17 protein-coding genes and 3 pseudogenes are annotated in these 23,173 nt (G+C 66.2%); 2 read left to right on the top strand and 18 right to left on the bottom strand.

What is annotated here, in order from left to right; genetic code table 11:
- Nucleotides 1–5: 5 nt before the first annotated feature.
- The 8 genes and pseudogenes from folC to AAFL97_RS06645 form a co-directional block, all read right to left on the bottom strand.
- Nucleotides 6–1,321: pseudogene (gene folC / locus AAFL97_RS06680) on the bottom strand (bifunctional tetrahydrofolate synthase/dihydrofolate synthase).
- Nucleotides 1,321–2,199, bottom strand: a complete 879-nt coding sequence (gene accD / locus AAFL97_RS06675; RefSeq protein ID WP_263461395.1) for an acetyl-CoA carboxylase, carboxyltransferase subunit beta — start codon at nt 2,197–2,199, stop codon at nt 1,321–1,323. Before accD ends, folC begins: the two are co-directional and overlap by 1 nt.
- The gene (trpA, locus tag AAFL97_RS06670; protein WP_341644254.1) at nt 2,196–3,020 is read right to left on the bottom strand and encodes a tryptophan synthase subunit alpha; all 825 of its coding nucleotides are present in this window, start codon (nt 3,018–3,020) and stop codon (nt 2,196–2,198) included. The genes accD and trpA overlap by 4 nt, the downstream gene beginning before the upstream one ends.
- A 47-nt stretch (nt 3,021–3,067) precedes the next feature.
- Nucleotides 3,068–4,276 carry a tryptophan synthase subunit beta gene (trpB, locus tag AAFL97_RS06665; RefSeq protein ID WP_341644253.1) on the bottom strand — a complete coding sequence of 403 codons (1,209 nt, stop codon included), beginning with the start codon at nt 4,274–4,276 and terminating at the stop codon, nt 3,068–3,070.
- Nucleotides 4,269–4,892 (bottom strand): phosphoribosylanthranilate isomerase, encoded by a 624-nt coding sequence (locus tag AAFL97_RS06660; protein WP_341644252.1) that lies wholly within the window; start codon nt 4,890–4,892, stop codon nt 4,269–4,271. Before AAFL97_RS06660 ends, trpB begins: the two co-directional genes overlap by 8 nt.
- A complete protein-coding gene (truA, locus tag AAFL97_RS06655; RefSeq protein WP_341644251.1) occupies nt 4,893–5,690 on the bottom strand; it encodes a tRNA pseudouridine(38-40) synthase TruA in 798 nt (265 codons plus the stop codon). It lies immediately after the preceding gene.
- Nucleotides 5,678–6,301, bottom strand: a complete 624-nt coding sequence (locus tag AAFL97_RS06650) for a CbiQ family ECF transporter T component (RefSeq protein WP_341644250.1) — start codon at nt 6,299–6,301, stop codon at nt 5,678–5,680. The genes truA and AAFL97_RS06650 overlap by 13 nt, the downstream gene beginning before the upstream one ends.
- A 344-nt stretch (nt 6,302–6,645) precedes the next feature.
- Entirely contained in the window at nt 6,646–7,512 is an 867-nt protein-coding gene (locus AAFL97_RS06645; protein ID WP_341644249.1) for a helix-turn-helix transcriptional regulator, read from the bottom strand.
- Between the two features lie 185 nt (nt 7,513–7,697).
- Between AAFL97_RS06645 and AAFL97_RS06640 the strand changes: the two genes are divergently transcribed.
- A complete protein-coding gene (locus tag AAFL97_RS06640) occupies nt 7,698–9,686 on the top strand; it encodes a TonB-dependent receptor (protein WP_341644248.1) in 1,989 nt (662 codons plus the stop codon).
- Between the two features lie 60 nt (nt 9,687–9,746).
- Nucleotides 9,747–11,681, top strand: a complete 1,935-nt coding sequence (locus AAFL97_RS06635) for an MFS transporter (protein ID WP_341644247.1) — start codon at nt 9,747–9,749, stop codon at nt 11,679–11,681.
- Between the two features lie 112 nt (nt 11,682–11,793).
- Here AAFL97_RS06635 and AAFL97_RS06630 read toward each other — a convergent pair whose 3' ends face one another.
- From AAFL97_RS06630 to aroC, 10 genes and pseudogenes are all read right to left on the bottom strand, one after another.
- Nucleotides 11,794–12,642, bottom strand: coding sequence for a FimV/HubP family polar landmark protein (locus tag AAFL97_RS06630; protein WP_341644246.1), 849 nt, complete (start codon nt 12,640–12,642; stop codon nt 11,794–11,796).
- Entirely contained in the window at nt 12,593–14,875 is a 2,283-nt protein-coding gene (locus AAFL97_RS06625) for a type IV pilus assembly protein FimV (RefSeq protein ID WP_341644245.1), read from the bottom strand. Before AAFL97_RS06625 ends, AAFL97_RS06630 begins: the two co-directional genes overlap by 50 nt.
- A gap of 220 nt (nt 14,876–15,095) precedes the next feature.
- Nucleotides 15,096–16,228: pseudogene (gene asd / locus AAFL97_RS06620) on the bottom strand (aspartate-semialdehyde dehydrogenase).
- A gap of 54 nt (nt 16,229–16,282) precedes the next feature.
- Nucleotides 16,283–17,347, bottom strand: a complete 1,065-nt coding sequence (gene leuB, locus AAFL97_RS06615) for a 3-isopropylmalate dehydrogenase (RefSeq protein ID WP_341644244.1) — start codon at nt 17,345–17,347, stop codon at nt 16,283–16,285.
- 36 nt (nt 17,348–17,383) lie between these two features.
- Nucleotides 17,384–18,022: a 3-isopropylmalate dehydratase small subunit gene (leuD, locus tag AAFL97_RS06610; RefSeq protein ID WP_341644243.1), complete on the bottom strand. Its 639-nt coding sequence runs from the start codon at nt 18,020–18,022 to the stop codon at nt 17,384–17,386.
- Nucleotides 18,022–18,135, bottom strand: a complete 114-nt coding sequence (locus AAFL97_RS06605; protein ID WP_341644242.1) for an entericidin A/B family lipoprotein — start codon at nt 18,133–18,135, stop codon at nt 18,022–18,024. The genes leuD and AAFL97_RS06605 overlap by 1 nt, the downstream gene beginning before the upstream one ends.
- A 41-nt stretch (nt 18,136–18,176) precedes the next feature.
- A complete protein-coding gene (leuC, locus tag AAFL97_RS06600; RefSeq protein ID WP_341644241.1) occupies nt 18,177–19,586 on the bottom strand; it encodes a 3-isopropylmalate dehydratase large subunit in 1,410 nt (469 codons plus the stop codon).
- Between the two features lie 80 nt (nt 19,587–19,666).
- A pseudogene (locus AAFL97_RS06595) lies at nt 19,667–20,483 on the bottom strand (M48 family metallopeptidase).
- 15 nt (nt 20,484–20,498) lie between these two features.
- A complete protein-coding gene (locus tag AAFL97_RS06590; RefSeq protein WP_341644240.1) occupies nt 20,499–21,656 on the bottom strand; it encodes an MFS transporter in 1,158 nt (385 codons plus the stop codon).
- A 293-nt stretch (nt 21,657–21,949) separates the two neighbouring features.
- Nucleotides 21,950–23,080: a chorismate synthase gene (gene aroC, locus AAFL97_RS06585; protein ID WP_341644239.1), complete on the bottom strand. Its 1,131-nt coding sequence runs from the start codon at nt 23,078–23,080 to the stop codon at nt 21,950–21,952.
- Nucleotides 23,081–23,173 lie beyond the last annotated feature (93 nt).

Below are 23,173 nucleotides of genomic sequence, written 5' to 3'. Positions count from 1 at the left end.
TCTCGTCAGTGTCTGCCCGCTTTCACCGCGTCGAGCACTTCGGCAACGGTCAGGAAGGAGCCGAAGGCCACGATTCTATCACCCTCCCCGCCTCCTGCTGCGCCGCAGCATAGGCATCTTTCGGCGAAGGAAAGCAGCGGATGCCGGCTTCGATACCCGCCATGTGCAGGCGCAACGCCAGTTCCTCGGCCTTGAGGCCGCGCGGGCCGGGCAGATCGGCAAGCAGCCAGTGGTCGATCCGGTCCTTGAGCCGCGCCACGACGCCTTCGACGTCCTTGTCGCCGAGCATGCCGAGCACCGCCCAGGTTTCCGCATGGAAACCCATGCTCCCCAGGTTCTCGGCCAGCACGCCGGCCGCCTGCGGGTTGTGGGCGACGTCCAGCACCACCGCCGGACGGCCGGGCAGGACCTGGAAGCGGCCCGGCACCTCGACCAGCATCAGGCCCTGGCGAATGGCCTGCATCGATACCGGGATGCGGTCGCGCACGGCGTCGAGCACCGTCATCACCGCAGCGGCGTTGAGCAGCTGGTTGGCACCCCGCAGCGCCGGATAGGCAAGGCCGCCGCGCTTGACCAGCGCGCCCTGCGCAGGCGGCGCCTGGTAGCGCCAGTAGCCCCACTGCTGGCGGTCGCCGCCGAAGCCGAAATCGCGGCCGCTGATCCACAACTGCGCGCCGATCGCCTCGGCATGCTCGAGCAGGCTGGCCGGCGGCTGCGGGTCGCCGCACACGGCGGGCCGGCCGGCGCGGAAGATGCCGGCCTTCTCGAAGCCGATCGCTTCCCGCGTGTCGCCGAGGTAATCCATGTGGTCGAGCGCGATGCCGGTCACCAGCGCGCAGTCGGCGTCGAACACATTCACCGCGTCCAGCCGGCCGCCGAGGCCGACTTCGAGGATGACGACGTCCGGCGCCTGCCTGCGGAACACTTCCCAGGCGGCCAGCGTGCCATGCTCGAAATAAGTCAGCGGCGTATCGCCGCGGGCGGCTTCGACCGCGTCGAAAGCCTCGACCAGGGCCTCGTCGGCGACGTCCTTGCCATCGACGCGGACACGTTCGTTGTAGCGCAGCAGATGCGGCGAGGTATAGCAGCCGACGCGATAGCCTTCCGCCAGCAGGATGGCCTCCAGCATCGCGCAGCACGATCCCTTGCCGTTGGTGCCGCCCACCGTGATCACCAGCGCATCGGGATCGGCTCCGAGCGCGGCACGCACCTGCGCGACACGCTCCAGGCCGAGCTGGATGGCCTGCGCATGGCGCTGCTCGAGCAGTTGCAGCCAGCCGGCCAGCGTGCGCGGCGAAACGGCAGTGGACGAAGAAACCATCAGGCAGCCGAGGCGGCGGGCTGGCGCAGCAGCAGGCAGAGCAGACGGGCCAGCTCCTGCCGCATCTCGCGGCGATCGACGATCAGGTCGATGGCGCCCTTCTCCAGCAGGAACTCGGCGCGCTGGAAGCCTTCCGGCAGCTTCTCGCGCACCGTCTGCTCGATCACGCGCGGGCCGGCAAAGCCGATCAGCGCGCCCGGCTCGGCGATGACGACGTCGCCCATGAAGGCGAAGCTCGCCGACACGCCGCCCATGGTCGGATCGGTCAGCACGGTGACGAAAGGCAGCCGGCGCTCGGCCAGGCGCGTGATCGCCGCCGTGGTCTTGGACATCTGCATCAGCGAGAACAGGCCTTCCTGCATGCGCGCGCCGCCCGAGGCGGTGATGCAGATGAAAGGCAGGCGCTGCTCATAAGCGGCCTTGGCGCCGCGCACGAAGCGTTCGCCGACCACCGAACCCATCGAGCCGCCGAGGAACTCGAACTCGAAACAGGCCACCACCACCGGCACGCCGCCGATCAGCCCCTGCATCACGACCATCGCATCGGCCTCGCCGGTCTCCGATCCCGCTGCCGACAGGCGCTCGGGATACTTGCGCGAGTCCTTGAACTTCAGCGCATCGACCGGCCGCACTTCGGCGCCGATCTCGACGCGGCCTTCGATGTCGAGCAGCATGTCGAGACGCTGGCGCGCGCGCAGCCGGTTGTGGTGCCCGCACTTCGGGCATACGCCCTGGTTGCTGTCGAGGTCGGAGCGATAGAGCACGGCTTCGCACGCGCTGCACTTGCTCCACAGTCCTTCCGGAATCGTCGACTTGCCGCGCCCTGCGCTGTCGCTGCGCTTGATCTTCGGCGGCAGCAGCTTTTCCAACCAACTCATGATTTCACTCCTGTTGCCGGCTCGATGACATCGAGCGCTTCGCGGATGCCGCGCATGAAGGCGGTGACGCGTGTGACGGCTTCGCCTGCCGGCGCCTGCTCGATTTCCTCGATGATCCGGCTGCCGATGACGACCGCGTCGGCAACGGCGCCGATGCGCCGGGCACTCTCGGCATCGCGGATGCCGAAGCCGACGCCGACCGGCATGCCGACCGCGGCGCGGATCTGCGGAATGCGGCGCGCGACCTCGTCGATGTCGAGCTTGCCGCTGCCGGTCACGCCCTTCAGCGAGACGTAGTAGATGTAGCCGCTGCCCGCCGCGGCGACGTCGGCAAAGCGCTGCTCGGTCGACGTCGGTGCCAGCAGGAAGATCGGATCCAGGCCGGCGGCCTTGGCCGCGCGGGTGAAGCCGGTGCATTCCTCGGGCGGGTAATCGACCACCAGCACGCCATCCACGCCCGCTTCGCTGGCCGCGGCGACGAAGTTTTCGACGCCCATGGCTTCGATCGGGTTGGCGTAGCCCATCAGCACCACCGGCGTCTCGGCGTTCCCGGCGCGGAAGGCGCGGACGGTGTCGAGCACCTTGCGCAGGCTCATGCCCTGCTCCAGCGCGCGTTCCGAAGCACGCTGGATGGTGGGGCCGTCGGCCATCGGGTCGGAGAACGGCACGCCCAGCTCGATGATGTCGGCGCCGCCTTCGACCAGCGCACGCATCAGGGGCAGGGTCAGCGCGGGCTCGGGAAAGCCGGCGGTGACGAAGGGAATCAGCGCCTTGCGGCCTTCGGCCTGCAAATGCTGGAAAACGGTCTGGATTCTTGACATGTCACGTCTCGATCACGCAGCGGGCCGCAACGCGGCCCGGGGGAGGTTCAGAACTGGATGCCGGAACGTTCGGCGACGGTGTGCATGTCCTTGTCGCCGCGGCCCGACAGATTGACCAGCAGGATCTTGTCGCGCGGCAGCGTCGGCGCCAGTTTGGCCGCATGGGCCAGCGCGTGCGAGGATTCCAGCGCCGGGATGATGCCTTCGTAGCGGCACAGGTCGTGGAAGGCCTGCAGCGCTTCGGCATCGGTCGCGGCGACGTACTCGGCGCGCTTCGAATCCTTCAGCCAGGCGTGCTCGGGGCCGACGCCGGGATAGTCCAGGCCGGCGGAAATCGAATGCGTCTCGATGATCTGGCCGTCCTCGTCCTGCATCAGGTAGGTACGGTTGCCGTGCAGCACGCCGACGGGCGCATCGGTGGTCAGCGGCGCCGCGTGGCGGCCGGTTTCCAGGCCGTCGCCCGCCGCCTCGACGCCGACCAGGCGGACGCCTTCGGCGCCGATGTAGGGGTGGAAGATGCCGATCGCGTTGGAGCCGCCGCCGACGCAGGCGATCACGTAGTCGGGCTGGCGCCCGGCCATCTCCGGCATCTGCACCAGGCATTCCTTGCCGATCACGGTCTGGAAGTCGCGCACCAGCAGCGGATAGGGATGCGGCCCGGCCACGGTGCCGATGATGTAGAAGGTGTCGGCGACATTGGTGACCCAGTCGCGCATCGCTTCGTTCAGCGCATCCTTCAGCGTCTTCGAGCCGGACTCGACCGGCACCACGGTGGCGCCGAGCAGCTTCATGCGATAGACGTTGGCGGCCTGGCGCTTGACGTCTTCCGAGCCCATGTAGACCACGCATTCCATGCCGTAGCGCGCGGCGATGGTCGCGGTGGCGACACCATGCTGCCCCGCGCCGGTCTCGGCGATCACCCGCTGCTTGCCCATGCGGCGGGCCAGCAGCGCCTGGCCGATGCAGTTATTGACCTTGTGTGCGCCGGTGTGGTTGAGGTCTTCGCGCTTCAGGTAGATCTGCGCGCCGCCGAGCGTCTCCGACCAGCGCTTGGCGTGGTAGATCGGGCTGGGACGGCCGACGTAATGCTTGAGCTCGTATTCGAACTCGGCCATGAAGGTGGGGTCGGCCTGGCACGCGGCATAGGCCTCGCGCAGCTCGGCCAATGCCGGCATCAGGGTCTCGGCGACGAAGATGCCGCCGTGAGGGCCGAAATGCCCGCTTGCGTCGGGAAACTGGTAAGGCATGTCAGCCATCTGCTTGTCGAACTCCATCGATGAATGCGGCGATCCGGGCCGCATCCTTGATTCCCTTGCCGCTTTCGACTCCGCTCGAGACGTCGACCGCCCACGGCCGGAGGCGCCGCACCGCTTCGGCGACGTTGTCCGCGTCGAGCCCGCCGGAAAGCACGAGCGGCCGCCCGAAGCCCTCGGGAATCAGCGACCAGTCGAAAGTTTTCCCCCCGCCGCCATAACCCTCGACGAATGTGTCGACGAGGATTCCGCTGGCGCGCGGATACGAAGCCGAGAATTCTACCAGATCGACCCCTGGCCGCATCCTCGCGGCCTTGATCCATGGCCTGCCATGGCCGGCGCAAGCGGCCTCGCTCTCGTCACCGTGGAACTGCAGCAGCTGCAGCGGCACACGCTCGAGTACGGCCTGGACCTCCTCCCGCGAAGGATTCACGAACAGGCCGACGGCGGTGACGAAAGGCGGCAGCAAGGCCGCGAGCTCGGCCGCCTGATCGATGCTCACCGCACGCGGGCTGGGCGGATAGAAGACGAAGCCGATCGCATCGGCGCCGAGTTCGACGGCGGCACGCACGTCCTGCGGGCGTGTCAGGCCGCAGATCTTGATTCGGGTACGGGGCATTCAGATGAGGGGGAGCTGAGGCAGCGCGATGATACGCCCATCGCCGGGCAGCGGCCAGCGCGGCGGGTAGGCCACGCCGCACAGGTACAGGCCGTCCGGCGCGAAAGTGGGCGCAGCGCGGCTGCGGTCGCGCGCTTCGAGCAGCGTCCGCATCCAGCCCGCCGGATGGCGCCCCTTGCCGACATAGACCAGCGCGCCGACCAGGTTGCGGATCATGTGGTGCAGGAAGCCGTTGGCACGAAAATCGAACAGCAGGTATTCGCCCTGGCGCACGACACGCGCCTCGTGCATCACGCGCACCGGCGTCTTCGACTGGCAACCGGCGGCCCGGAAGGACGAAAAATCATGCGTGCCGATCAGGCATTCGACGGCCTCGGCCATCCGCAGTTCGTCCAGCGGCACGTGGAACCAGCCGACGCGCCCGGCCAGCATTGCCGGCCGGGTCGGGCTGTTGTGCAGGATGTAGCGATACTGGCGCTCGCAAGCGAGAAAGCGGGCGTGAAAGTCCTCATCCACCGCCACCGCCCAGCGCACGACGATAGCCGGCGGCAGCAGGGCATTGACGCCGCGCACCCAGGCCGTCATCGGCCGTACGGCCGCGGTGTCGAAATGGACGACCTGGGCGCTGGCATGGACACCGGTATCGGTGCGCCCGGCGCAATGCAGGCGTACCGGCGCGGCGGCGATTTCCGCCAAGGCCCGCTCCAGTACATCCTGCACCGTGCGGCCATGCGCCTGGCTCTGCCAGCCGCAGAAGGCATCGCCGGCATATTCGATGCCGAGCGCTATGCGGCCCATGGCAATCCCCACGACAACGCCGCCAGCCCCAGCAGTCCCAGTGCTGCGGCAACAGCGACATCCAGCGGCCCCAGGCGTTCGCGGACGAGCCTGACCGGCTGCAGCTCGCCATCGTCACCAGCGTCGCGCAGCCAGTCCTTCCAGTGCGTCGCGCTGCCGCGCGGCGAAGCCTCGACGAAGCGCAGCACCAGCATCAGCCGCAGGGCCAGATCGCCGGCACGCAGGCCGATCACGGAAAAAGGACGGCTCAGGCAATAGAGCCCGCCGACCAGGCGCTCGACCGGCAGGCGTTCGAGCAGCAGCGCCACGGCGCACACCACCGCGATCAGGCGCCCGCCATGGACCAGGGCCAGCATCATCCCCTCGCGGCTGGGCGAAAGCCGCGGCCAGGAGGCGAACATCGCTTCGCCCGGCGTGAACCAGGCGAACAGCAGCACGATGGCGAACATCAGCACCCGTACCCGGCGCAGCAGGCGCAGCGCCCTGTCACGGGCGAAGCCGAGCGCGAGCGCCAGGCTGGCGGCGACCACCCAGGCCAGCACCCCGGGGGCGAGAAACTGCACCGACGCCACGCCGGCGAACCACAACGACAGCAGAAGTCCTGAATGCATGCCTGCAATGAAGAAGCCCCCGGCGGGGGCGAAGAGTAAGCAATGTGCCTGGGGCGCATCAGCCTGGGGCGCATTTTGCCTGCTGGCGCTTCCTGCGGCAATTAGAAGCGAGCACCGGCCCGAACGGCTCCGCTCGCCTCAGGCCTCCAGTTTCCTGCCGCGCCGTTCGCATTTCATCACCCAAGACTTCAGGCTTGGCCCCACCTCTCCCTTCCGTTTCGCGCTCCGCCTGAGCGGACTTCTTAATGCATTGCACATCCGAGCGACACATGGCCCTTCCTCGCAGGTCTTCGTCGGCCCTGCCTTCAAGCTCCCCGGGCAGCGTGGATTTCGTCTGAGCTGCCCTAATTTCTGCGGCGGGTGCAAAAGAATTTCGGCCGAAAACCGAAATACCGCTCAAACGCCGTGCTGAAATTGGCCGGGTGGGCATACCCCACGGCATAGGCAGCCTGGGCGACTTGCGAACCTGCTTCCAATAGCTGCCTCGCACGTTGCATTCGCATGTCCAGTAGCGCCTGGTACGGCGTCGTGCCATAGATTTCGCGGAATCCCCGCTTGAGCTTGAATTCGTTGACTCCCACCGAGATGCACAGATAGGGAATGGTCAGCGCACGATCCATTTGGCTGTACATCAGGTCGTGCGCCTGCCTGAGCTTCTCCATATCGGCTGGAGTCCATCGCGCCGAAGACGAAGGGCTTCCGGCCAGCGGCCCCAGGACGCGGAGGTGTTCGCCAACCAGACTGAGCGCGGCAATATGCGCATCCAGGTGCGAAACGGCCCCCGGGTCGGCCAAGGAGCGTACGAGCGGCAGGCACCACGGGGATGTGGCGCGCTCACCCAGTGCGCACACCCCCTTACGTTGAGGCAATAGTGCGTCGGGTGTACCCAGGTAGCGCCGCAGCGCGGTTTCACCGACGGCCAGCCGTAATTGGCGTACCGGGGTGTTGGCGGCAAATTGGCGCTCGCCTTGGCAGCAGGCAAAGATCGAAAGCGTCGTACGGCCTTGACGGAAACGCAGACGCGTACCCCCACGCTCCACGTAAACGGACTCTCCGGCAAGCCCGAAGGTGATGACCAGCGTCGGGCGAGCATCGGCCTGATCGGTTTTCTCGCTCAGATCCTTGGCAGGACAACAAAACGAGCGCACCAGGGTCAGCCCGTCATCCAGTGGCAGGCGTTCGATGCGGCATTCCTCGGTGAATCGAGGCATCGATCGGCCTTTCGTACCCCCAGCGCCCAAGCCCTGGTCAGTGGCCTCTGGTCGAGCTGCCATCACGAACGCTCCTCTTCCCTCCGTCCTGCATACGTATTGCTCCCGAATCCAGAAAATTCTACATGAGAATCATTTTCAATTGAAGGTAGGATTTTCCAAGTGCAGGCTTTGGGAGGGAAACAATGGAAGCACTCGCATTGCATCGAGTGACGGCCACGGTATTGGTGATGTGGCTCGGCAGTTCATCGACTTACGCCCAGGATATGGTCGAACTGCCCACCGTCACGGTGACCGTCGACAAGCGAGCCCAGTCGCTTGAAAGCGTCCCTGCCAGCGTTTCGGCGTTCGAGGGCGAGGATCTGGAGGCGGCCGGCATCGACAGTCTCGAAGGCGTGGCGCGGATGACGCCCGGCTTCACCTTCCAGGCATCGGGGCAGTCCGGCCTGCAGCCACCCGTGATGCGTGGCTTGACGGCCAACATCATGGGGTTTTCGTCCTCGGTGGCGCTGGTGGTCGATGGCGTCCCGACCTTGCGAGGCCAGGGGTTCGACGACAATCTGCTGGGCATCGAGCGCGTGGAGGTGCTGCGCGGGCCGCAGTCCACGCTGTACGGGCGCAATGCCGAGGCCGGCGTGATCAGCATCGTCACGCGCAAGCCGGGCAACGATCCTCATGCCGTCGTTTCCGCCGAGATCGGGAGTCGGGAAAAACGCGCGCTGCGCTTCGATGCGAGTCGCGCGCTGGTGAAGGACACCCTCTACATCGGCGTCGCCGGCGAGTTCTTCGCGCAGGACGGCTTCATCGACAACACCTTCGATGGGGGCAAGGAGGACGATCGCGAGCGCCGCAATGGCCGCCTGGCGTTGCGCTGGACGCCCAGCGAGCGAACCGATGCCACCCTCCGCTATGCCCGGCGGGAATACCGCGACGCAGGCTCGCTATGGGGATCGGTCACTGCGCCGCGCGCCACGGTTCGATCCGGAACAGACAGTTGGAATGAATCGACGGCACGCACCGTGTCGCTCGACGTATCGCACGAATTGGCGCCCGACCTGCGTCTGCGCTCAATCTCGGCCAACAATGAATTCACCGACCGCATCCTGCAGGACATCGACTATATGCCGGTGGACATGCTGCAGGTGGGGCGCAACCACCATTTCCGAACCTTGTCGCAGGAGTTTCGTCTCGAAGGCCGGCTTGGCCAGGCGCAATGGCTGGCCGGATTCTACGCAGACCGCGATGACCATGATCTGAGCTTCGGGCAGAAGATTCCGCTGGGTTCGACCACGACCTCCGCCACGCAGAAAGGCAACTCGGCTGCGCTGTTCACCCACTGGACCGTCCCGTTGAAGGAGCGGTGGACGGTCACGGCGGGCGGCCGTTTCGAGCGCGACGAGGTGCGCTTCTCCCTGGAGGGCGGCCGCGAACAATCACGTGCATGGCGCCGTTTCTCTCCCAAGCTCGCCCTGCAGTACCAATGGCATGAAGATGGACAGATCTATGCCAGCATCGCCGAAGGCTTTCGCGCAGGCGGCTTCAATGCCTTTGCGCCCGAGGCCTACCGGCGTTATCAGCCAGAACGAGTGCGCTCTTTCGAACTCGGCGCCAAGGGGCGGCTGCTGAACCGGCGGCTTCGCTACAGTGTTTCAGCCTACCTCATGAACGTGAGCGACATGCAGGTCCAGCAGATCGGACTGCCTGGCCAGATGTTTCTTACCAATGCCGCGTCGGCACGCCCTGCAGGCATCGATGCGGAGCTTCAGTACCTGCTTGGCTCCGGCTGGCAGCTCCAGGCCGCCCTCGGGCTGAACCGTACCCGCTTCCGTGAGTACCGGGACGGCGCCAACGACTACAAGGGCAAGCACAACCCGCTCGCACCGGATGTCACCGGACATCTCGGGGTGCGCTACGACGCCACACGAGGCTGGTACGTCCAGGCCCACATCAACGGCGCCAGCAGAATCTATCTCGATGCCGCGAACATGTATGGCCGCGCCGGATACGGCGTCATCGACCTGATGGCAGGCTACACCTACGGGCGCACCGAACTGTCCGCCTATGTTCGCAACGCCGGGGACAGGAAATACGACACCATCGGATTTCTCAACGGCACCACCACCATCTACAGCCCTCCCCGCGAGCTTGGCCTGCGGGTGACCTGGCGCATGTAGGCATCTTTTTTTCAGCGGCGTTCACGCCAGCACGGCAGATGCCGAAACAAGGAGTTGGAAGTGGAATCACTGCAGGACACTGCGGCGCAATTGCGCTGCCCCAGCGGCGGGCAGGCCCTTGAGATGGCACTGAAGATGAACGAGATCCATGGCACGCTCAATCGAAAGTGCATCGAGCTCATGCACATCAGGCCTGGAGATCGCGTCCTGGAAACCGGACCCGGTAATGGAGCATTCGCCGGCGAAATCGTCGGGGATCTGGAAAACGTCTTCTATACCGGCATCGACTGGTCGAGCGACATGGTGATGCAGGCGCGAGCACTCCATGCAGATCTCATCGAACGTGGGCGTGTCGAGTTCCTTCTGGGCGACTCCAGCGCCATCCCGTTCGAAGCGCAATGCTTCGACAAGGCACTGACGGTGCACACGATTTACTTCTGGGACGACCCGGCCGGACACCTGGTCGAACTCGAACGCGTTCTCAAACCGGGAGGACTGCTCTGCATTGCCTTTGCCGACCGCACATTCACCGAAAAGATGCCCTTCGCCCGGCTGGGGTTCAAGCTTTACCACGCGCAGGACGTAAGGGCGCTGCTGGAAGATTCAGGTTTTCTCGTCCAGGACGTCCGGCAAATCGCTGAAACCAGCGCAGCAGAGACGGGAGAAATCGTCGACAAGCTCTTCAACGTCATCTTGGCGACAACCCGGCCAATGGAGCCGGCAACGCACGATTCGTCCTACCGGCGCCTCCCGATGCGAGGCGAACTGACCGTGTCTCGCCCCGTCATGCGCCATGCGCTGTTCGGCCTGATCAATTTCGCGCTGACGGCACCCGGCATCTATTTGTGGATCGGCCTGCCACTGGTCATGCGCCAGCATGGCTGGTCAGGCGCGGAAATCGGCGTCTTCCAATTGGCCGGCCTGCCGGCCGTGTTCAAGCTTTTTCTGGCCTTGCCGGTGCAGAACTGGCGTCCCAAACGGCGCCCGCACGTCCGCTGGGCATGGCTGACGGGTGGAGGCTACCTCATATCGCTCTTGGCGCTGGCGGCGATGAATGTCGATTCCAGCAAGATTGCCCTGTTCGCGTTGACGCTGAGCGCATCCCTGTTTTCCACTTGGGCCGACATACCGGTCAATGCACTGGCAATCCAGTTGTTTCCGCCCGCCGAGCGGCCGCTTGCCGGCAGCATACGTTCGGCGGTCACCTTTGCTGGCGCGATCGTCGGCGGTGGCGTGATGCTGCTGATGGAGCAGGCACTCGGCTGGTCCGCCCCTTTTTTCCTGTTGGCGGGCTGCCTCGTCTTCGCGCTCGCGTTGCTCGGGTTCGTCGATGAAGACCATCGCGCCCCAGCTTTTGAACGAATGAGCCCATTCGCTGGCTGGCGCGGTTTTTTCAGGCAGGCGGACGCCAAGATGTGGGCCATCCTGTTGATCGCCTACTATCCCCCCGTGGCTGCGGCCTGGATTTATCTGAAGCCTCTTTTGCTCGACCATGGCTTTCCGGCGGCCGACGTGGCGTGGATCGCCGGCATCGGCGGCAGCGCTCTCGGGGCGCTGACCAGTCTGGCAGCCGGATTTCTGCCACGCAAATGGCTGGCAGCTGCCCTGCCCTGGTCTGCAGCGGTCAATGCCCTGGCAGTTGCGCTACTGGCCTTCGCGGCTTCACAGACGTCGGGAGCCTTCTTGCTTGCCGCTGCCGCGCTGCTCGCCATTGCAATGGGAGTGGCCTCGTCGCTGGCCTTTGCCTTGATGATGGAGTTCGCCCGCAGCGGACGGCACGCGGCCGACTATGGCCTGCAGTCCAGCATTTTCACGCTCGGCCGCGTCGCCGCCGCCGCATTGGCGGGCTTGTTGCTCGATCACCATGGATACCCGGGGATGCTCGGAATGTTTGCTGCTCTGGCACTGCTGGTCTGCCTGCTGATCCGCTCGCAGCCCAGATTCGCTTTTGTACTTCTGGCAGATCGCAAATACGCATTCAATTCGATCTCCTGAGCGAAATATGAAGTAGCCAAGCATATTGCGGCATGTCGGCCAGAAGCCGGGCACACAAAAAGACATGCCGCCGCAGGGCCTCGGCTCTGCGGCGGCATGTGCGGGTCCAGGCTCAGGAAAGACGTGCAATCATCTCGCGCGCTGCCGCCTGCTGCGCTTCGGAGCCTTCGCGCAGCACTTCGTCCAGCAGTTCGAGCGCACCTTCCTTGTCACCCATGTCGTCATAGGCGCGCGCCAGTTCGAGCTTGGTGTCCACTTCGTCGCCGGATGCAGCGAGATCGGCGTCGAGCATGTCGGCCGCAGCGAAATCCACCTGGGACTGGCCGAGCTGGGTCGCTTCGATCGAGATCGGAACGGTCGTCCCATCCTCGGCCGGCGAGGTGTCGAAGTTGTCCAGATCGAGATCGATCGAGGTCAGGTCGAGGCTCGCGGCGCCGGCTGCCGGAGGCGGGACCGGTGTATCGATGTCGAAATCGAAATCCAGCAAGCTGCTGTCGAAGCTGGTCTGTTCGATGTCGACGACCGGCGTCGGTACATCGTTGGCCCCGGGCTGAGGCTCGGCGGACGTCAGATCGAGGTCGGGCAGCTCGAAATCGAGCGCGGACGCCAGGCCCACATCCGCAGCTGCCGCGGGCTGCGGGCTCTCTTCGGCTGCACTCGCTTCGGGCTCTGCCGCCCCATCGGCGCTGTCCGGCTCGTCGATCTCGAGATCGAAAGCAAGGCCCGCATCCTCGGCCGCTTGCGCTGCGACCGCCGCTGCCGGCGTCTCGTCGCCCAGGTCGAGTTCGAAATCGATCACCCCGGCGTCGAGCGTTCCGTCGATTCCGGCTTCCGGAGCAGCCGCTTCCGCAGCGGCATCGATTGCAGCCGGGGGCTGTACGGCATCGGCCCCTTCTCCGTCACTATCCTTGTCACCGCCGAGCTGGCTCAGCTCGCCCGGCACCATCCAGGTGTCGCGCATCTGCGACTGGCTCGGCCCCATGGGCAGGGAGCTGGTGAAATCGAGATCGGCCAGCGAGGCCGGCTCGGACGCCGGTACGGAAGCCCGCGCCGGCGCCGCTGCGGGCGCGGCTTCGACGCTGGAGCTGTCCGCCGGCGCCGGCGCCTCGGCTGCAGCCGGCGCGGCTGCGCTCGCTACCGCAGCAGTTGCCGCCGCGCCTGCCGCGACGCCCAGCGGCATCTCGGTCGGGACTTCGTTCTCGCTCGGCTTTTCGGCATAAAGGGGATTGTCGGCATCCAGCTTGCGGCCCATCGCCGCTGCCTTCTCCCAGTCGCTGCCCTGGCCGCCGGACTGTGCGAACAGTTCGGAGGCGACGGTCTCGAACTGGCGCGGATCCTTGCGCTGGGCATAGATTTCCAGCAGTTTGAGGTGGATCGCGGTACGCGCCGGATCGGCCTTCAGCGCATCCTGCAGAATCTCCTCCGCCTGTGCGTCGCGGCCATACGCCATGTAGGACATCGGCTTCCGCAACCGGGTCGACCCCTTCGTCGGCGTCGATCGCCGACAGCCCGGTCTGGCTGAAATCGGTCTGCATGATGCTGCTGGCAGCGGTATCGACACTCTGCCCGCCCGTCGCGGCGAACACGCTCTGTCCGCCCGGCGCCAGCTCGCTCAGGGCTTCCGGCGCAGGAGCGGCGGCGGTGGCCTTGCGCCGATTCCGCAGCTTGAGACCGGCATAGCCGAGCAGCAAGGCCAGGATGCCGCCGCCCCCCGCAATGACGGAAGGATCTTCCATCATCGACTCCATGAAACTCGGCTCGGGTGGAGGCGGTGGCGGCGGAGCCCTGCGCACCGGCCGCTTCGGCGGCGGCGCGGCGGCTTCCTCGGCAGCCGCAGGCGGCGCGTCCTTCACCGCAGCGGCCTCGGCCGCTTCGGTGGGTTCCGGCGCGGAAGCCTCCGCACCGGCGGCTTCGGTCGGCGTCTCCGCACGCTGGGCTGGTTCGGTCCGGCCGGCCTCGTCTGCGGGGGCAAGCGCATCCGATGCAGCCGCTGGCGCCTCGGCCGCCGCAGGCGTGTCCACCGCGGCTGCCGACAGCAGCGGCTCGGCCGCGGCTTCAGCGGCAACGGGCGACAACGGCGGTTCGGCTGCCGGCGGCACGCCTTCCGCTTCCTGCTGCAATTGGGCGAGCGGCGCGCTGCGCAGCTCGAGCAGCTTCTTCATGTCGTTGATGCTCGCTTCGAGCTGCGCCAGCCTGGCATTGGCCTCCTCCAGCGCCCGCTCGCGTGCGGCCAGTTCTTCCTCAAGCGCCTGCAGGCGGCTGTTCGCATCGGCGGAGCCTTCCGCCGGCTGGCTGCGGGAAACCCTCAACTGGTCGCCGCTGTCTGCGGGCGCCTGCGGCTCCTCGACACGCGGCACGATCCTGCCCGCGCTTTCCTGCCCGGCCTCGGCCTGCTGTGCCGGTGCGCGGCGGGCCGCAGCGGCTGCCAGGCCGCGGCGGTAGGCATCGAAATCGGCGGAATGGACCCGGATCTCGCGCCGAGCCTCGGCAGGTGCGATGCTGCGGGCTGCATCGGCATCGGGAATGGCGAGCACTTCACCGGCACGCAGGCGATTGATGTTGCCGCCATCGAAGGCATTGCGGTTGGCGCGGTACAAGGCGACCAGCATCTGGTCGAGCGTCACGCCCGGCTGTGCATTGGCGCTTGCGATCCGGTTCAGGGTATCGCCGCGGCGGACCGTGTAGGCGTCGACGGGAACTCGCGCAGCAGGCGGTGGTGCCGACCGTGCCGACACCTGGCTGCTTGCGGCGGGCGCGGCCGGCCTATCGACGGCCGCCGCCAGCGGCTGGGGCGCAGTGAGATCGACCGGATCGAGCAGGAAAGTGTATTCCCGCGCGACACGGCCGTTGGCCCAATCGAGCTCGACCAGCAGGTCGACGAAGGGATCGTTGATCGGCCGGTCGCTGGACAGGCGGACAACGGGACGGGATGCACGCGTATCGACGCTGACCCGAATCGCCGCGGCGGCAGCCGAATACGCGATGCTCGCCCGCTGGAAAGCTTCGGGCGATGCGATTCTCGCCGTCAGCGACTGCAGTTCCTGCGCAGTGGCATTGACCTGGATCTCCGCGCGCAGCGGCTGGCCAAGGCCGCTGAAGACGTTGATCTGCCCGAGGCCCGCGGCCTGGGAGCCGAGCGGAATCGAAGCGATGGCCAGCGCAATCAGGGATGCCTTGAACGAGGTTTTCATCATGGTCTTCAAACTGCGTTTCCCCCGAAAGCCGAGCTTTTTCGTCGAAAAGCGTCGTGGTTTGGGCTAGAAATCTAGCATCTTCCCCAATGAGCCGCAGCAATCCATATCAATTCACGGATGCTCGGTGTGAATTAGTACCGCGAACGCAGCACCCGGAAAAAGCAAAGGGGGCCGCAGCCCCCTCTGATTACGGCACGGAATGCCGATTCTTGACGCTCGATCAGCGCTCGACCAGGATGCGCAGCATGCGGCGCAGCGGCTCGGCGGCCCCCACAGCAGCTGATCGCCGACCGTGAAGGCACCGAGATAGTCCGGCCCCATCGCCATCTTGTGCAGGCGGCCGACCGGCACCGACAGCGTGCCGGTGACGGCGGTCGGCGTCAGTTCGCGCTCGGTGATCTCACGCTCGTTGGGCACGACCTTCACCCACTGGTTGGCGCCGGCGATGATGTCGCTGATCTCGTCGAGCGGCACGTCCTTCTTCAGCTTGATGGTCAGCGCCTGCGAATGGCAGCGCATCGCGCCGATGCGCACGCACAGGCCGTCGATCGGGATCGAGCCCGGGGTACGGAACGCCGGATTGCCGAGGATCTTGTTGCACTCGGCGCCGCCCTTCCACTCTTCCTTGCTCTGGCCGTGCTCGACCGGCACGTCGATCCACGGGATCAGGCTGCCGGCCAGCGGCGTGTTGCGGAAGTTCTTCTTCGGGAAACCGTCCGAACGCATGGTCTCGGCGACCTTACGGTCGATGTCGAGAATGGCCGAGGCCGGATCGGCGAGCAGATCCTTGACCGAATCGTGGATCGTGCCCATCTGGCTGATCAGTTCGCGCATGTTCTGCGCGCCGGCGCCCGAGGCCGCCTGGTAGGTCATCGCCGAGATCCACTCGACCAGCCCATGGCGGAACAGGCCGCCGAGGCCCATCAGCATCAGCGACACGGTGCAGTTGCCGCCGATCCAGTTGCGCCCGCCCTTGTCCAGCGCGGCGTCGATGACGTCGCGGTTGACCGGGTCGAGGATGATCACGGCGTCGTCGTTCATGCGCAGCGCGGACGCGGCGTCGATCCAGTGGCCGTTCCAGCCGGTGGCGCGCAGCTTGGGGAAGACTTCCTTGGTGTAGTCGCCGCCCTGGCAGGTCACGACGATGTCGCAGCTCTTCAGCGCGTCGATGTCCGTCGCGTCCTGCAAGGGCGCGGAGGCTTCCTTGCCGCCGAAGGAAGGCGCCTTGCCGCCGGCGTTGGAAGTGGAGAAATACACCGGCTCGATGAAGGCGAAGTCGCCTTCTTCGACCATGCGCTGCATCAGCACGGAACCGACCATGCCACGCCAGCCAACCAGACCGACTCGATTCATGTTCATCACTCTCAGCAAAAACGTTTTTCGAAGAATCCGTTCGGACCCGACAGCTTACAGGGCTGCGAGCACCGCGTCGCCCATCTCGCGGGTACCGACCTTGCGCGTGCCCGGCTCGTAGATGTCACCGGTACGCAGGCCTTGCGCGAGCACCGTCTTGACCGCGTTCTCGATGCGCTGCGCGGCCTCTTCCTGATTGAAGGTGTAGCGCAGCATCATCGCCGCCGACAGGATGGTGGCGAGCGGGTTGGCGACGCCCTTGCCGGCGATGTCCGGTGCCGAGCCGTGCGAAGGCTCGTACAGGCCCTTGTTGTTGGCGTCGAGCGAAGCCGACGGCAGCATGCCGATGGAGCCGGTCAGCATCGAGGCCTCATCTGACAGGATGTCGCCGAACATGTTGCCGGTGACCATGACGTCGAACTGCTTGGGCGCGCGCACCAGCTGCATCGCGGCGTTGTCGACCAGCATGTGGCTCAGTTCGACGTCCGGGTAGTCCTTGGCCACTTCCTCGGCGATGTCGCGCCACAGCTGGGTGCATTCGAGCACGTTCATCTTGTCGACCGAGCACAGTTTCTTGCCGCGCTTCTGCGCCGCCTCGAAGGCCACCTTGAGGATGCGGCGGATTTCGTATTCGGCGTAGATCATCGTGTTCCAGCCCACGCGCTGCTGCGTGCCTTCCACTTCGCGGGTCTCGATGCCGCGCGGCTGGCCGAAGTAGATGTCGCCGGTCAGCTCACGCACGATCAGGATGTCGAGGCCGGCGACGACCTCGGGCTTCAGCGAGGAGGCGTTGGCCAGTTCGGGATACAGGATCGCCGGGCGCAGGTTGGCAAACAGGTTCAGATCCTTGCGGATGCCGAGCAGGCCACGTTCCGGGCGCTGTTCGCGCGGCAGATTGTCCCACTGCGGGCCGCCGACGGCGCCGAGCAGCACCGCATCGGCTTCACGCGCGAGCTTCTGCGTGGCTTCCGGATAGGGCGTGCCGGTCGCATCCACGGCGCAGCCGCCGAGCAATGCCTCTTCCATTTCCAGCCCGAGATCGAGCGCGTTCAGCACGCGCACGGCCTCCGCCATGATTTCCGGACCGATGCCGTCGCCCGGCAGCACGCAAATCTTCATTCCGTCTTTTCTCCTGTTGGCCCGCGCCGCAGCGGCTCAGGCAAAGTAATAGGGGTGCTCGGCGCGCCGACGCTCTTCGTACGCCTTGATCTTGTCGGCATGGCGCAGGGTCAGGCCGATGTCGTCCCAGCCGTTGAGCAGGCATTCCTTGCGGAAGGGATCGATGTCGAAGCCGATCGTCCTGCCGTCCGGGCGAGTGATGGTCTGCGCCGCCAGGTCGACGACCAGGCGGTAGCCTTCGTTCGCCTCGCACTGGCGGAAGAGTTCGTCGACGTCGGCCGCATCCAGCTTGATCGGCAGCAGGCCGTTCTTGAAGCTGTTGTTGAAGAAGATGTCGGCGAAGCTCGGCCCGATCAGCACGCGGAAGCCGTAGTCTTCCAGCGCCCAGGGCGCGTGCTCGCGCGAGCTGCCGCAGCCGAAGTTGTCGCGCGTCAGCAGGATCTGCGCGCCCTGGTAGCGCGACTGGTTGAGCACGAAGTCCGGGTTCAGCGGACGCTTGCTGCTGTCCTGGCCCGGCTGGCCGACGTCGAGATAGCGCCATTCGTCGAAGGCGTTGGGGCCGAAGCCGCTGCGCTTGATCGATTTCAGGAACTGCTTGGGGATGATGGCGTCGGTGTCGACGTTGGCGCGGTCGAGCGGCGCGACCAGGCCGTCGAGCTTGGTAAACGGATTCATTATTTCCTTGCCCTCTGGATGGCTTCGCCACCCTTTTCGATATCCTTGCCAATGCCATGCACGGTGTTGCAGGCGCCGAGCGCCAGCCCGGCGAGCACGGCGGCGAGGACCATTGCTGCTCCTCTCATCGGGACACTCCTGGCGAACGCGCGGCTCAGCCGAGCTGGCGCACGTCGGTGAAGTGGCCGGTCACCGCGGCGGCCGCGGCCATCGCCGGGCTGACGAGATGCGTGCGGCCGCCGGCGCCCTGCCTGCCTTCGAAGTTGCGGTTCGAAGTCGAGGCGCAGCGTTCGCCCGGCTCCAGCCGGTCGGCGTTCATCGCCAGGCACATCGAACAGCCCGGCTCTCGCCATTCGAAGCCGGCGGCGACGAAGATCTCGTGCAGGCCTTCCTCTTCGGCCTGGCGCTTGACCAGCCCGGAGCCCGGCACCACCAGCACGCGCTTGACGCTGTCCGCCTTGCGCCGGCCCCTGGCCACCGCAGCCGCTTCGCGCAGATCCTCGATGCGCGAGTTGGTGCATGAGCCGATGAAGACCTGGTCGACGGCGATCTCGGTGATCGGCGTGTTCGGCTCCAGCCCCATGTACTTCAGCGCCCGCTCGATGCCCTCGCGGCGTACCGGATCGGCCACCACGGCCGGATCGGGCACGCGGCCATCGACCGTGGTGACCATTTCCGGTGAGGTGCCCCAGGTGACCTGCGGCAGGATATCCTCGGCCTTCAGCTCGACGAGCTTGTCGAACTGCGCGCCTTCGTCGCTCTTCAGCGTGCGCCAGTAGGCCACCGCCTGCTCCCAGGCCTCGCCCTTGGGCGAGAACGGGCGATCCTTGAGGTATTCGATGGTGGTTTCATCGACGCCGACCATGCCGGCTCGCGCGCCCGCTTCGATCGCCATGTTGCAGATCGTCATGCGGCCTTCCATCGACAGCGAACGGATCGCGCTGCCGCCGAACTCCATCGCGTAGCCGGTACCGCCGGCCGTGCCGATCTTGCCGATGATCGCGAGCACGACGTCCTTGGCGGTGACGCCCTGGCCGAGCTGCCCATCGACCCTGATCAGCAGGGTCTTGGACTTCTTCTGCAGCAGGCACTGCGTCGCCATCACGTGCTCGACTTCGGAGGTGCCGATGCCGTGCGCCAGACAGGCGAAGGCGCCGTGCGTCGAGGTGTGGGAGTCGCCGCAGACGACGGTCATGCCCGGCAGCGTGGCGCCGTTCTCCGGGCCGATGACGTGCACGATGCCCTGGCGCTCGTCCTTGAACGGGAAATAGGCCAGCGAGCCCACTTCGCGGATGTTGGCGTCCAGGGTCTCGACCTGCTGGCGCGACACCGGGTCGAGGATGCCCCGCTCCCAGTGGTCGGTCGGCGTGTTGTGGTCGGCGGTGGCGACGATCGAGCTGATCCGCCACGGCTTGCGCCCGGCCAGCTTCAGTCCTTCGAAAGCCTGCGGACTGGTGACTTCGTGCACCAGGTGGCGATCGATGTAGATCAGGGCCGTGCCGTCGGCCTCTTCATGGACGACGTGGCTGGACCAGAGCTTTTCGTACAGGGTTTGCGCTGCCATCCCGTGTATTCCGTACAAAAGGGATTGATTATTTCACAAAGCGGCCGGCGCAGGCCATAGCCGCCCTCGCCCACGAACACTCAGCGCCGCGCCGCCTGGTACAAGGGCATGACCCGCGCCGCGTATTCGCTCAGGTCGCGCTGGCGCGTGCTGTGCGACGGGTGGGTGGACAGCCACTGCGGCGGCGAACCGGCCGACTGCGAAGCCATCTTGTCCCACAGCGTGACCGCGGCGCGCGGATCGTAGCCTGCACGCGCAGCCAGCTCCACGCCCATGCGATCGGCCTCGGTTTCGTGCTCGCGCGAATTCGGCAGCTCGAAGGTGACCTGCGCCACCTTGCCCATCAGGTCCTGGCCCACCTGCCCCACGCCGAGCACCGCGCCCGCCACCGACAGGCCGATGCCGGTCGCCATCGACTTCGAGATGCGCTCGCGGGCATGTTCACGCAGGGCATGGGCGATTTCGTGGCCCATCACCGCGGCGATCTCGTCGTCGCTGAGCTTCAGCCGATCGATCAATCCAGTGTAGATCGCCATCTTGCCGCCCGCCATGCACCAGGCGTTGAGCTCGTCGGAGGACAGCACATTGACCTCCCAGTTCCAGGCCGGCGCATCCTTGCGGAACACGCCGGTATGCGGCGTCAGCCGGCCGACGATGCGCCGTACGCGCTGCACCGTGGCGGCATCGCGGTTCAGCGCGTTCTTGCTGCGCGCCTCGTTCATCATCTCCTGGTACTGCTTGCTCGAGGCCTGCTCGACCTCCTGCGCCGACACCATCATCATCTGTAGAACGCTGCACTCCGACCGCGCCGCCCTGCGTGGTCTGCACCGTCTGGCAGGCGACCGTGATCGTCGCTGCCAGCACGGCCGGCAGCAGGCTTCCGTAAATGAGCTTCATCTCTTTCCCCCCGATTCAAGGATTCCGCACCTCGTCCTGCGCGGATGCGGGCCAGCCGCGCACCAGCCAGACGAGTCCCAGCAGCGCGAACACGGAGCCGAAGGTAAAAGTCCATTCCGGCCCCGGAGCGTCCCAAGTGTAACCACTGAGCAAGGCGCCCAGCATGCCGCCGGCGCCGAAGGAAATGCTGCCGTACAGCGCCTGCCCACGTGATTGGAGTCGGCCGGTGAACCATCGGTTCACCACTGCGATCGCGGCCGCATGATAAGCGCCGAAAGTCACGCCGTGCAGCACCTGGGCGAACAGCAGCACCGGCAGGCTGGCTGCGCCCCAGCCGATCAGCACGAAGCGGAGCACCGCGCAGGCGAAGGAGAACACCAGGATGCTGCGCAGGCCGAAGCGCCGCGTGATGCGCGGCATCAGCATGAAGACGATGATCTCAGCCACCACGCCCAGTGTCCACATCCAGCCGACCAGCGCCTTGTCGTAGCCCGCACCGACCAGGTAGATCGAATAGAAGACGTAGAACGCGCCATGGGCGGCCGACATCAGGAAGCAGGCGCCCAGCAGCGCCCTCACCTCGCGCCGCCGCAGCACCTCGCCCAGGTTCGCCGCCGCACGCCCCGCCTGCGCCGGCGCCGCGTCTGGGACGAAGAAGGAACACAGCAGCACGCCGGCGAGGATCGCGGCGGTGACCCACAGCACCGATTCGATGGCGACGTGGTCCAGCGCCTGACCGAGCACCAGCACTGCGACGATGAAACTGACCGAACCCCATACCCGCACGCTGCCGTAGCGGTGCCCCTCCGCCCCCAGATGGGAGAAGGTCAGCCCTTCGATCAGCGGCAGCGCCGCACTCCAGAAGAAGGCCATCAGCGCCATCGCCGCGAGCAGGCCGCCGAACTCGGTGGTCATGAAGAAACCTGTGAAACCGGCCAGGCTCATCAGCGCGGACAGCCGCAGGATCGCCACCCGCTTGCCGAAGTGCTCGGCAAGCCAGCTCCACATGTAGGGCGCGACGATGCGCATCAACTGCATCATCGACATCAGCAAGCCGATCTGCGCCGCACTCAGGGAGATCGACTGCAGGTAGAGCGCGAAATACGGCGAGAAAGCGCCGACGAAACCGAAATAGAAGAAGTAGTAGGCCGACAGGCGCCAGTAGGGAAACATGGAAGCGATAGCTGGATGGATCGAGCTGCGGAGGCCTGGCCTCGAGGTGAAACCCGATCGTTCATGGCATGGAGATCATCCAAGTGCTGATGGGTTTCGCCTTTGGCTCTAGCCACCCTACTCATCCATCTCTGTGGCTCGCCCCGTGCTGTCCGACTACGAACGCTGGGCTGCTCGGCTACCCCGACAGTCGGGCAGGATGAGTCGGGCCGTGCAGCTAGAGCGTAAGCGAAACCCATCGATCGCCGCCAGCTTGCCCCGGCAGGCAAACCTCCCGTTCGCCCGGCCTGCCTTCAACGCGGCGACGGCAGGCGCTGCTGCCCTCCGGGTGCCAGCGCGGCGATCTTCGGCGTCGCCGTCGTCACGTCCGCGCACTGGGCGCGATGGCGCAGTGCGTGGTCGATCAGCACCAGCGCCAGCATGGCCTCGGCGATCGGCGTCGCGCGGATGCCGACGCAGGGGTCGTGCCGGCCATGGGTATTGACGGTCACCGGCTCGCCGCGGCGGTCGATCGAGCAGCGGTCGAGACGGATGCTGGAAGTCGGCTTGATCGCGATGCTGGCGATGATGTCCTGCCCGCTGGAAATGCCACCCAGCACGCCGCCGGCGTTGTTCGACAGGAAGCCCTGCGGCGTCATCTCGTCGCCGTGCTCGGTGCCGCGCTGGGCGACGGAAGCGAAACCGGCGCCGATCTCGACGCCCTTGACCGCGTTGATGCTCATCATCGCGTAGGCGATATCGGCATCCAGCCGATCATAGACCGGTTCGCCCCAACCCACCGGCACGCCGCTGGCAAGCACGTCGATGCGCGCGCCGATCGAGTCGCCCGACTTGCGCAACTCGTCCATGTAGGCTTCGAGCTGCGGCACGATGGTGGCATTGGGCACGAAGAAGGGGTTCCGCTCGACTTCGTCCCAGCTCACGAACGGAATCTCGATCGGGCCGAGCGCGGTCATGCAGGCGCGGATGACGATGCCGTGGCGTTCCTTGAGCCATTTCTTCGCGATCGCGCCGGCAGCGACGCGCACCGCGGTTTCGCGCGCCGACGAGCGGCCGCCGCCGCGGTGGTCGCGGATGCCGTATTTCTGCCAGTAGGGGTAGTCGGCATGGCCGGGGCGGAAGGTGTCGGCGATGTTGCCGTAGTCGCGCGAGCGCTGATCCTGGTTGCGGATCAGCAGGCCGATCGGCGTGCCGGTGGTGAGGCCTTCGAACACGCCCGACAGGATCTCGACTTCGTCCGGTTCCTGACGCTGGGTCACGTGCCGCGAGGTCCCGGGTTTGCGGCGATCGAGCTCGGCCTGGATGTCGGCCGCGCTCAGTGCCAATCCCGGCGGGCAGCCATCGACGACACAGCCGATCGCCGGGCCGTGGGATTCGCCGAAGGAGGTGACGGTGAAGAGGGTACCGAGCGTGTTTCCGGACATGAACTTCCTGCCTGATCAGCACAAAAAGGAAAAGGGGATGGGACGCGAGTCTAGCACGCACCCCATCCCCGCCGGCCGCCGTGCCCCTGCGGG

This window comes from Thauera sp. SDU_THAU2, assembly GCF_038260575.1.
Taxonomy (GTDB): domain Bacteria; phylum Pseudomonadota; class Gammaproteobacteria; order Burkholderiales; family Rhodocyclaceae; genus Thauera.
Note: the sequence above shows the minus strand (reverse complement) of the source record. Positions and strands in the feature narration are given on the sequence as shown.